Raw genomic sequence first — 11,422 nt, forward strand, 5'->3', positions numbered from 1 at the left:
AAGTATCCCTTCCTCGGTGCGATGCGTGCCGCCGCGCAAATGGTTTCGTACGAAGTCGCCATGGGTTTTGCGCTGATCTGCGTGCTGCTGGTTTCCGCGAGCCTGAACCTCTCCGACATCGTCTTGCAGCAGGGCCAGGGTCGTTTCGCGGATATGGGGCTGGGCTTCCTGTCGTGGAACTGGCTGCCGCTGCTGCCGATGTTCGTGATCTTCGTGATCTCCGGCATTGCCGAGACCAACCGTGCGCCCTTCGACGTGGTGGAAGGCGAGGCCGAGGTGGTCGCGGGTCACATGGTCGAATACTCGGGCATGTCGTTCGCGCTGTTCTTCCTCGGCGAATACGCCAACATGATCCTGGTGTCGGTGATGACGGCGGTGCTTTTCCTCGGTGGCTGGTTGTCGCCCGTCGGCTTCCTGCCGGATGGCTTCCACTGGCTCGCGATCAAGACGGCCTTCATCCTGTTCCTGTTCCTGTGGGCACGGGCGACGTTCCCGCGCTTCCGCTACGACCACATCATGCGGCTGGGCTGGAAGGTGTTCGTCCCGATCACCATCGTGTGGGTCATCGTCGTGGCGACCTGGATGATGACGCCGCTGTCGATCTGGAATTGAGAGGCTGATGATGGGTGCAAAGGAATACATCGGTAGCCTGTTCCTCAAGGAACTGGTCAAGGGCATGGCGGTGACCGGGCGGCATTTTTTCGCACGCAAGATCACCGTCCAGTATCCGGAGGAGAAGACGCCGCAGAGTCACCGTTTTCGTGGCCTGCACGCCTTGCGTCGCTATCCGAACGGTGAGGAACGTTGCATTGCGTGCAAGCTGTGCGAGGCGGTGTGTCCGGCGATGGCGATCACCATCGAGTCGGACCAGCGCGACGACGGTTCGCGCCGCACGACGCGCTACGACATCGACCTGACCAAATGCATCTTCTGCGGGTTTTGTGAAGAGGCCTGTCCGGTCGATGCCATCGTCGAGACACGGGTGCTGGAATACCACGGCGAGAAGCGCGGCGACCTCTACTACACCAAGCAGATGCTGCTCGCGGTGGGTGACAAGCACGAAGCGCAAATCGCTGCCGACCGTGAGGCGGACGCCAAGTACCGTTAAGGGGAGGGCGCCCTGGGGCGCCGATACTGAATATGGAATTCAAGACTTTTGTCTTCTACGTAATGGGTGCGATTCTGCTGTTCGCAGCCCTGCGCGTGATCACCGCCCGCAACCCGGTTCATGCGGCCCTGTTTCTGGTGCTGTCCTTTTTCAGCGCGGCCGGCATCTGGTTGCTGCTCGAGGCGGAGTTCCTCGCCATCGTGCTCGTTCTGGTCTATGTCGGCGCAGTGATGGTGTTGTTCCTGTTTGTGGTGATGATGCTGGACATCAATACCGAGCGTCTGCGGCAGGGTTTCTGGAAACATCTTCCGGTCGGTGGCCTGGTGGGGTTGCTGCTCGCGGTGCAGATGATCCTGGTGCTGGGCGGCAGCTACTTCGGTCACGATGTGATGCCTGCACCGCCGCCGGCCGATCCGGACTACAGCAATACGCGCGAGATTGGTCTGGTCCTGTACACCGAATATGTCTATCCCTTTGAGCTGGCCTCGCTGGTACTGCTCATCGCGATGGTGGCTGCTGTCACGCTGACGCTGAGAAAGCGCAAGGGTACCCGTTACATCAATCCGTCCGAACAAGTCAGCGCGCAGCGCAAGGACCGCGTCGAACTGGTTTCGATGCCGGCCGAGAAGGAATAAGAACTGCCGCGGCGTAAGCGCCGCGACGATCAGGGGGTTTTTCATGCTGTCGCTTTCGCACTACCTCATCCTGAGCGCGATCCTGTTCGCGATCAGTGTGGTCGGGATCTTCCTGAACCGGAAGAACCTGATCATCCTGCTGATGGCGATCGAGTTGATGCTGCTCGCGGTGAACATCAATTTCATCGCCTTTTCGCACTACCTGGGTGATATCGCCGGGCAGATCTTCGTCTTCTTCATCATGACGGTGGCCGCAGCCGAGGCGGCGATCGGTCTGGCGATTCTGGTCGTGTTGTTCCGCAATCTGCGGAGCATCCATGTCGATGACCTGGACACCCTGAAAGGCTGAGCAACATGGACATGAAAGCGCTTTATCTCCTGGTTCCGCTCGCACCGCTTGCAGGCGCCATCCTGGCCGGTCTGTTCGGCAAGGCAATTGGCCGCGCGGGTGCGCACGTCGCCACCATCGCTGGTGTCGCGATCGCCTTCATCGCATCTCTGGTGATCTTCTTCGATGTTCAGGCCGGCAACTCTTTCGACGGCACGATCTACACCTGGATGGAGGCGGGCGGCATCCACTTCGAAATCGGCTTCCTGATCGACCCGCTCACGGTGATGATGATGCTGGTCGTGACCTTCGTGTCGCTGATGGTGCATATCTACACCATCGGTTACATGCAGGACGATCCGGGTTACCAGCGATTCTTCAGCTATATCTCGCTGTTCACCTTCTCGATGCTGATGCTGGTGATGTCGAACAACTTCCTGCAGTTGTTCTTCGGCTGGGAGGCGGTCGGCCTGGTGTCGTACCTGCTGATCGGCTTCTGGCATGACCGTCCGACTGCGATCTACGCAAACATGAAGGCCTTTCTGGTCAACCGCGTGGGCGATTTCGGCTTCCTGCTGGGTATCGGGCTGGTCGCAGCCTACACCGGCACGTTGCACTACGGCGAGGTGTTCGCAGTCGCCAGTGAGCTTGTTGGCGTCGAGATGGCAGTGACCGGCTGGAACCTCATCACGGCGATCTGCGTGCTGCTGTTCATCGGGGCGATGGGCAAGTCGGCCCAGGTCCCGCTGCATGTCTGGCTGCCTGACTCGATGGAGGGTCCGACGCCGATCTCGGCACTGATCCACGCCGCAACCATGGTGACCGCTGGCATCTTCATGGTGGCGCGGATGTCGCCGCTGTTCGAACTGTCCGATGCGGCCTTGTCCTTCGTGCTGGTCATCGGTGCCACCACTGCACTGTTCATGGGTTTCCTCGGCATTGTGCAGAACGACATCAAGCGCGTCGTGGCCTACTCGACGCTGTCCCAGCTGGGTTACATGACCGTGGCACTGGGCGTATCCGCTTACAGCGCCGGCGTGTTTCATCTGATGACCCACGCCTTCTTCAAGGCGCTGCTGTTCCTTGGTGCAGGTTCGGTCATCATCGGCATGCACCACGATCAGGACATGCGCAACATGGGTGGTCTGCGCAAGTACATGCCGATCACCTGGATCACTTCGCTGCTGGGCTCACTGGCCTTGATCGGTTTTCCGTTCTTTTCCGGTTTCTACTCCAAGGATTCCATCATCGAGGCGGTATTCGCCGCCGAGCTGTGGGGTGCCGGCTACGCGATGGTTTGTGTGCTGCTCGGCGTGTTCGTCACCGCGTTCTACTCGTTCAGGATGTACTTCCTCGTCTTCCACGGTGAGGAGCGATTCGGCAAGGCGCACCATGGTCATGATGCCCATCACGACGACGCGCATCATGACGACGATCACCACCATGGCCTGGCGCCGGGACAGAAGCCCCACGAGTCGCCGTGGGTGGTCACCGTGCCCTTGATCCTGCTGGCGATTCCGTCGGTGCTGGTGGGTTTCTTCACCATCGAGCCGATGCTCTTCGGAGAGTTCTTCGGCTCCGCAATCCATGTCGCGGACAATCACGTGGGACTGTCCAAGCTTGCGGCCGACTTCACCGGTCCGGTCGGCATGGCGATCCATGGCCTGCAGACCGCGCCGTTCTGGCTCGCGGCGGCGGGGGTCGGCACCGCCTGGTTCTTCTACATGAAGCGTCCGGATATCCCGGCCGCGATCCAGCGCCGCTTTAGCGCGATTCACACGCTGCTCGAGAACAAGTACTACTTCGATCGTTTCAACGAGATCGTTTTCGCGGGCGGATCCCGTGCGCTTGGCACCGGGTTCTGGAAGATCGGCGACCGGGGCGTGATCGACGGGCTGATCGTCAACGGGTCGGCCCGGGTGGTGGGCTGGGTGGCACAACTTTCACGCCTGTTCCAGAGCGGTCACCTTTACCAGTACGCGTTCGCGATGATCATAGGTCTCTTCATCATGTTGAGCTTCTGGTTCAACCTCGGCTGAGCCGCGCACGACGGACACTTAACGGACAACGCCTGCCCCATGGGCACTATTGACGGAAAGCAACAATGACGGGTTTGCCTCTTCTCAGCCTCGCGATCTGGATTCCGATCCTGGGCGGAATGCTCGTGCTGGCCACGGGATCGGACCGCAACGCACCGCTTGCGCGCGTGCTGTCGCTCGCGGTGGCGATTGCCGGCTTCGCGGTGACCATCCCGCTGTTCGTGCTTTTCGACAACACGACCAGCGCGATGCAGTTTTCGGAGTTCGCGCCTTGGGTGCCGCGCTTCAACATCAACTACCATCTCGGTGTCGATGGCATCTCGATGCTGTTCGTGGTGCTCAACGCCTTCATTACCGTGATGGTGGTGGCCGCGGGCTGGCAGGTCATCCAGGACAAGGTCGCGCAGTACATGGCGGCGTTCCTGATCATGTCCGGTCTCATGAACGGCATCTTCTCCGCCCTCGATGGCGTTCTCTTCTACGTGTTCTTCGAGGCGTCGCTGATCCCGCTGTACATCATCATCGGAATCTGGGGTGGCGCCAACCGTGTCTATGCGGCGATCAAGTTCTTCCTCTACACGCTCGCGGGCTCGCTGCTGATGCTGGTCGCGCTGCTCTATCTCTTCATGGAGTCGGGCGGCAGCTTCAGCATTCTCGAGTGGCACCGCCTGCCGTTGGGCATGACCCCGCAGACCCTGGTGTTCTGGGCCTTTTTGCTGGCTTTCGCGGTCAAGGTTCCGATGTGGCCGGTGCACACCTGGCTGCCGGACGCCCACGTCGAAGCGCCGACGGGCGGCTCCATCGTGCTGGCCGCAATCGGCCTCAAGCTTGGCGCCTACGGTTTCCTCCGTTTTTCGCTGCCCATCGTGCCCGACGCCGCACATGCGATGGCGCCGCTGATCATCGTGCTGTCGCTGATCGCGGTGGTGTATATCGGCTTTGTCGCTCTGGTCCAGACCGACATGAAGAAGCTCGTGGCCTATTCGTCGATCGCCCACATGGGCTTCGTGACGCTGGGATTCTTCATGTTCAACTCGCTGGGCATCGAGGGCGCACTCGTCCAGATGATTTCGCACGGTTTCGTATCAGGCGCGATGTTCTTCTGCATCGGAGTGCTCTACGACCGCATGCATTCGCGCAACATCTCGGACTACGGCGGTGTGGTCCGTACCATGCCCAAGTTCGCGGCATTCTTCATGCTCTTCGCAATGGCCAATGCGGGACTACCGGGTACCAGCGGCTTTGTCGGCGAGTTCATGGTGGTCCTGGGTGCGGTCCAGTTCAACTTCTGGGTCGCCTTCCTCGCCGCCACCACGCTGATTCTCGGCGCCGCCTACACCTTGTGGATGTACAAGCGCGTGGTTTTCGGCAAAGTCGCCAACGATCACGTCGCCCAGCTCGATGACGTCAATCGCCGGGAGTTCGCGATTCTTGCGGTCTTCGCCTTGTGCGTGCTGGCGATGGGCGTCTATCCGTTCCCCTTCACCGAGGTCATGCACGCCTCGGTGGATGAGTTGCTGCGCCATGTGGCGGTGAGCAAGCTGTGATGAACACCCTTCGTCCGTCGATGTGCGGCTGAAAAACCTTTCCGGACTGGTCAGAAGATGAATTTCGTTGTCCCCGACTTCTACCCTGCAGCGGCCGAGATCTTCGTCGCCGTGATGGCGCTCGTGATCATGCTCGCTAGCACCTTCGCGCGACGCATAGCGACCGCGCTCGCCTACTATCTGACACAGGCGACGCTCATCGTCGCTGCGGTGGTCACCGTCGCGACCATGGACGGGCAGGTGATGCTGACCTTCAGCAACATGTTCGTGTCCGACCTGATGGGGGACTTCCTCAAGCTGCTGATCTACTTCTCGGTTGCGATTGCCTTGCTCTACGGCCGTGGCTATCTCGCTGACCGCAGCATGGATCGTCCCGAGTACTACCTGCTGACCCTGCTGATGACGCTCGGCATGATGGTCATGGTGACCTCCAACCATCTGCTGACGCTTTATATCGGCCTGGAAATGATGTCGCTGTCGCTCTACGCTATGGTCGCCTTCGACCGAGAGTCGGCGCGTTCGACCGAGGCGGCGATGAAGTACTTCGTGCTCGGTGCACTGGCCTCCGGCCTGCTTCTCTACGGTATGTCGATGCTTTACGGTGCGACCGGCAGCATGGAGTTCTCCGGCATCGCGCAGGCGATCTATCATCAGTCGGCCAACAGCACCGTACTCGTGTTCGGCCTGGTCTTCGTGATGGCGGGTCTGGCCTTCAAGCTCGGGGTGGTGCCGTTCCACATGTGGGTTCCCGATGTCTATCAGGGGGCGCCCACTGCGGTCACGCTGATGATCGCCTCTGCGCCCAAACTTGCCGCATTCGCGATGGCCATGCGCCTGCTCGTCTATGGCCTGTTCGAGATCGCCGAGCACTGGCAATCGATGCTGATGTTCCTTGCGGTGCTTTCCATCGTGCTCGGCAATATCGCAGCAATCGCGCAGACCAACATCAAGCGCATGCTCGCGTATTCGGGTATCGCTCACATGGGCTTCGTGTTGCTCGGGCTGCTCTCGGGTGTCGTCGATGGCGATCGCCACTTTGCGCTCAACGCCTACAGTTCGGCGATGTTCTATGCGGTCGCCTACGTGATGATGAGCCTCGCCTCGTTCGGCATGATCATCCTGCTCTCGCGTGCCGGTTTCGAGGCGGAGAACATCGATGACTTCAAGGGGCTCAACCAGCGTTCGTCCTGGTTCGCGCTGATGATGCTCATCATCATGTTCTCGATGGCAGGCGTGCCTTTCTTCATCGGGTTCTTCGCCAAACTTTCAGTGCTCCAGGCAGTGGTTGCTGCCGGCTACATCTGGCTTGCAGTGCTGGCGGTGGTGATGTCGCTGATCGGCGCGTTCTACTATCTGCGTGTGGTCAAGGTGATGTACTTCGATGCGCCTGAGGACAGTGCGCCGATTCACGCTCCGGCCGACGTGAAGGTGATGCTGTCGGTAAATGGTCTCGCAATCGCGGTGCTGGGGCTGTTGCCGCAAGGCTTGATGTCGCTCTGCGCCTACGCCCTCATCGCGTCGCTCTGACCGACCCGATGCGCGGCATCGACAGCCCGGAGGAGAAGGGCGCAGGTGACCCTCTCGAGGAGCGATGCCTCGAGCGTGAAACGGTCTTCCTCGGGCGTCTGCTCGATGTCCGGCGCGACCGCGTTCGGCTGCCGGACGGCAACGAAGCAACGCGGGAATACATTCATCACCCCGGAGCGGTGGTCGTCATTCCGGTGCTGCCCGATGGTCGGCTGATCGTCGAGCGTCAGTTCCGTTACCCGCTCGGCCGAGCATTTATCGAACTGCCGGCAGGCAAAATCGACCCGGGCGAGGATATACTCGACTGCGCCCGGCGTGAATTGCGCGAGGAAACCGGTGTCGAGGCTTCTGACTGGCTTTATCTCGGCGTGATGCATCCGTGCATAGGCTACTCTGACGAACGGATCGAGATTTTTCTTGCGCGAGGCTTGTCCGAGGTCGGGCACGCGCGTGACGAAGAAGAGTTTCTCGAACCACCGATGGCAAGACGATTACCGCGCTTTTTCACGGGCTGCGGTATCTCGGCGCCTGAGCGCCGGTGCAGCGCAACAAGCAACGTGGAAAACGAATGTCACCCGAAGTCGAGCAACTGCTTGCAGAAGAACCTCATCGCCGCATCACGATCGGCGACATCGAAATAATACTGCTTGGTACTGCGCATGTGTCGCCAGCCAGTGCGCGTGCGGTCGCGGCGCTGATCGCCAGTGGTGAGTTCGACGCTGTAGCCATCGAGCTGTGCCACAGCCGCCAACGCTCGATGCTCGATCCTGATGCGATCGGCAAACTTGATCTGTTCAGCGTCATCCGCAGCGGGCAAGCGCCGATGGTCGCCGCCAGTCTGGCGCTCGGAGCCTACCAGCAACGTCTGGCCGAACAGTACGGCATTGAGCCGGGAGCCGAAATGCGCGCGGCCATCGACGGTGCACTGGATCGTGGCCTGCCGGTTGCATTGATCGACCGCGACATTGGCCTGACCTTGCGCCGCGCCTACAAGTCGGTGCCTTGGTGGCAGCGGATGGAGCTCGTCGGAGGACTCTTCGCCGGCGTGCTGAGCAAGGAGAAGATCGACGAAAGCGAAATCGAACGGCTGAAAGAAGGCGACATGCTCGAATCGACCTTCAGCGAGTTCGCTGAGCGCTCCGAAGCCCTGTACGGCCCGATCATCGACGAGCGCGATCGTTACATGGCGGCCAACCTGCGCAAGCTGGCCGACACAGGTGAGACGAAGCGTGTCCTGGCGGTTGTCGGGGCAGGGCACCTGAAAGGTATCGAGCACTACCTCGACACAGCCGCCGAGCCGCCCGAGAGCATCATCGCTGGCCTCGAGAAATCGCCACCGAAGGCGCGCTGGCCCAAGGTAGTGCCCTGGGTCATTGTCGGCATCATTCTCGCCGGCTTTGTCTTCGGCTTTTCGCGCAACACCGATCTGGGCTGGCAGATGGTGTTCGACTGGTTCCTGATCAACGGCGGGCTGGCGGCACTGGGTGGCATCGTCGCGATGGCCCACCCTGTCACCATTCTCACCGCTGCATTCGCTGCGCCGCTGACCTCGCTCAACCCGACCATCGGCGTCGGCTTCGTCACTGCGGCGGTAGAACTCTATCTGCGCAAACCACAGGTGAGCGATTTCGCGACGCTGCGCAAGGACGTGACCGAGTGGAAGGGCTGGTGGCACAACCGTGTCTCACGAGTGCTGCTCGTGTTCTTGCTGACTACGCTGGGCTCGGCAATGGGCACCTACATTGGTGGCGCACGCATCTTCGGCCGTCTGTTCGGGGCTGGCTGACGGGACGCCCCGAACAGACGGCCGAAGATGCGTGCTCGCAAGTGGTGCGGAGGGTGGTGGAGTCGTTTGAATTGGGGTGAGCAAGGCGAGTGACACGGACAGTCGCCGATGCGATCGCCTCGGGCGTGTCATCACGGCGTAATCCCGCTAGCGCATTGTGTCAGTCCATCAAGACGACTCTGCGGCGCTATGTCACTTTCCACCGCGATGGCAGCAAACGATTCCAGCGCTTTTCCGGCGCGCGTCATTCCGACCGTCTCGCGCATCCCGAGGACGGTTCGGTCCAAGGACCAACGTGCCTGCGCCTTCATTGAGCTGCTCGACAATCGGCGTCTGAACTTCGAGTTCCAGCCGATCGTGGAACTCCGGCAGTCGTCGATCAGTGGCTACGAAGCATTGATGCGAGGCGATGCGGACAGTGACCTGCGATCGCCTGAAGTATTGCTGGATCTGGCACGTCACACGGACAGAATCACGGAGCTGGAACGACTGGCAGTGTTGACAGCTATCACGGAGTTCGGAAAGCAGCGCCTCGAGGGGCGGCTGTTCCTGAATCTGAGCGCGTCGGCCATTCTGGATTTCGCATCGGACCGAGGCAGTGCGCTGTTCGAGGCGGCGGTAAGAGCCGGTGTCGCCCCATCCAGCTTGTGTTTCGAGCTGACTGAACACGAGCGCGTTGAAGATCCCGATCTCCTCGCGCAAGCGCTTGAACCGTTCAAAGTGCAGGGCGTGGGGCTCGCACTCGACGATTTTGGAGACGGGCGCTCCAGCCTCAGACTCTGGGCACAACTTGAACCTGACATCGTCAAACTGGATAAATTCTTCACCCGTGGAATCAACCAGGATAGTCGAAGAGTCGATGTGGTGCGTTCGATCCTGGCATTGTCCGAGCGGTTCGGTTCGCGGATAGTCGTCGAGGGTTTGGAGACCGTCGAGGAACTCGCCGTGGTCAGGGATCTCGGCTGCACATTCGGTCAGGGCTACCTCTTGGGGCGACCCGCTCCCGAGCCTGCACGAAGCGTCCCCCCTTTGCCGGCGCAGGTACTGGCTTCGTCAAAGATCGCGGTACTTCCCAACACGACTTTGCATCGTGACATCGGGCAAACGGTAGGGCGGCTATTGATCGAAGCGCCTACGGTCGCTGCTGCTGCGAGCAATGATGAGGTGCGGCGACTGTTCTCCCGCTTTCCGAAGCTTCATGCCGTGGCGGTCCTCGAGCACGACTATCCAGTGGGACTGATCGATCGTCGATCGTTTTTCGATCATTACGCGCAGCGCTATTTCGATGAACTGTATGGTCGAAAACCCTGCAAGCTATTCATGAATCCCGCACCGTTCCGTGTCGAACGCTCCTTTCCTCTCGATTCGATGATCTCGATGCTGGCAGGAGAGGATCAGCGCTATCTCTTCGAGGGCTTCATCATCACCGACGGCGGGCGCTACGCGGGACTTGCGACGGGCGAGAGCCTGGTGCGAGCGGTGACCGAGCGGCGGGTCGAGGCGGCGCGTCACGCGAATCCGCTTACCATGCTGCCTGGCAACATCCCGATCACCGAGCATATTTCCAGGCTATTGAAGTCGGGTCGGCAGTTTGCAGCATGCTATTTCGACCTGAACAATTTCAAGCCGTTCAACGACATCTATGGGTATTGGCGTGGCGACGAAATGATCAAACTTGCCGCCGATACCATTCTCGCCTGCACCGATCGTTCCGATGACTTCGTCGGGCATGTCGGCGGTGATGATTTTGTGGTGCTCTTTCAGAGTGAAGACTGGGTCGAGCGATGCAAGACCATCGTCGAGTCGTTCGGCGTTCGGGCGCGTGCATTGTTCAATGACGAGGATCTCGGCAGAGAAGGTTTTCTGAGCGAGGATAGGCACGGCGTATCGTGCTTCTTTCCGCTCACTGCAATTGCGGTAGGAGCCGTGCTTGCTGACACGTCACGCTACTCCAATCCGGAGGATGTCGCCTCGTCTGCGGCGGCGGCGAAAAAACTCGCCAAACAATCACCGGATGGCTTTCATCTGATGGGCGACTGAGCGCCCGCCTCAGCGGCGGAGACAGGCGCGATACAAGTCCGCGAGACGGGCCGCCATCGCAGCATCGCTCCATTCCAGACTGTAATCCCTTGCCTCAGCGGACAGTTGCCGTCGGCGCTCCGGGTTGTCGATCAGGCTCGCAACGGCTTGAGCGAAGGTCTCGATCTCGGCGGCCGGGGTGAGTGCGCCGCGGTTTGAGTTCAGAATGTCCCGCGTTCCCATTTCGGCAAGGGCAACCACCGGAAGGCCGCAGGCCATGGCTTCGATGAGCACCAGGCCCTGGGTTTCGGTGCGTGACGAAAACATGAAGACGTCGGCAGCGGCATAGCATTGGGGTAGTTCATGCTCGCGGTCGATATAGCCGATGAAGCGTACATTGCTCGCGATGCCCGCCGCTTTCGCTTCTCTCGAC

Annotated in this window: 11 protein-coding genes; 10 read left to right on the forward strand and 1 reads right to left on the reverse strand. The window is 60.4% G+C overall.

All coding sequences use genetic code 11. The features are described 5' to 3' along the window. The 10 genes from GPA21_RS16220 to GPA21_RS16265 all read left to right on the forward strand — a co-directional run. Nucleotides 1-612 (forward strand): complex I subunit 1/NuoH family protein (locus GPA21_RS16220; protein WP_211163650.1); only part of this gene is annotated, 612 nt, incomplete at its 5' end. Between the two features lie 10 nt (nt 613-622). Next, nucleotides 623-1,108: an NADH-quinone oxidoreductase subunit NuoI gene (gene nuoI, locus GPA21_RS16225; protein WP_168989177.1), complete on the forward strand. Its 486-nt coding sequence runs from the start codon at nt 623-625 to the stop codon at nt 1,106-1,108. A 32-nt stretch (nt 1,109-1,140) separates the two neighbouring features. Beyond that, complete coding sequence (locus GPA21_RS16230; protein WP_168989170.1) at nt 1,141-1,743, forward strand: NADH-quinone oxidoreductase subunit J; 603 nt, start codon at nt 1,141-1,143, stop codon at nt 1,741-1,743. A 43-nt stretch (nt 1,744-1,786) separates the two neighbouring features. Then, nucleotides 1,787-2,092, forward strand: a complete 306-nt coding sequence (nuoK, locus tag GPA21_RS16235) for an NADH-quinone oxidoreductase subunit NuoK (RefSeq protein ID WP_168989171.1) — start codon at nt 1,787-1,789, stop codon at nt 2,090-2,092. A gap of 5 nt (nt 2,093-2,097) precedes the next feature. Further along, a complete protein-coding gene (gene nuoL / locus GPA21_RS16240) occupies nt 2,098-4,110 on the forward strand; it encodes an NADH-quinone oxidoreductase subunit L (RefSeq protein ID WP_168989172.1) in 2,013 nt (670 codons plus the stop codon). Between the two features lie 65 nt (nt 4,111-4,175). Beyond that, on the forward strand, nt 4,176-5,657 hold the full coding sequence (locus GPA21_RS16245; RefSeq protein WP_168989173.1) for an NADH-quinone oxidoreductase subunit M: 1,482 nt from the start codon (nt 4,176-4,178) through the stop codon (nt 5,655-5,657). A 57-nt stretch (nt 5,658-5,714) separates the two neighbouring features. Then, entirely contained in the window at nt 5,715-7,184 is a 1,470-nt protein-coding gene (nuoN, locus tag GPA21_RS16250; protein WP_168989174.1) for an NADH-quinone oxidoreductase subunit NuoN, read from the forward strand. 8 nt (nt 7,185-7,192) lie between these two features. After that, complete coding sequence (locus GPA21_RS16255; RefSeq protein ID WP_211163651.1) at nt 7,193-7,825, forward strand: NUDIX domain-containing protein; 633 nt, start codon at nt 7,193-7,195, stop codon at nt 7,823-7,825. Beyond that, entirely contained in the window at nt 7,753-8,970 is a 1,218-nt protein-coding gene (locus GPA21_RS16260) for a TraB/GumN family protein (RefSeq protein WP_168989175.1), read from the forward strand. Before GPA21_RS16255 ends, GPA21_RS16260 begins: the two co-directional genes overlap by 73 nt. A gap of 189 nt (nt 8,971-9,159) precedes the next feature. Then, complete coding sequence (locus GPA21_RS16265) at nt 9,160-11,010, forward strand: EAL domain-containing protein (protein ID WP_246262017.1); 1,851 nt, start codon at nt 9,160-9,162, stop codon at nt 11,008-11,010. A gap of 9 nt (nt 11,011-11,019) precedes the next feature. Here GPA21_RS16265 and GPA21_RS16270 read toward each other — a convergent pair. Continuing rightward, nucleotides 11,020-11,422, reverse strand: a 403-nt coding sequence (locus tag GPA21_RS16270) for a glycosyltransferase (RefSeq protein ID WP_168989176.1), incomplete at its 5' end; no start/stop codon positions are given.

The organism is Azoarcus taiwanensis (genome assembly GCF_012910885.1).
Classification (GTDB): Bacteria; Pseudomonadota; Gammaproteobacteria; order Burkholderiales; family Rhodocyclaceae; genus Azoarcus_F; species Azoarcus_F taiwanensis.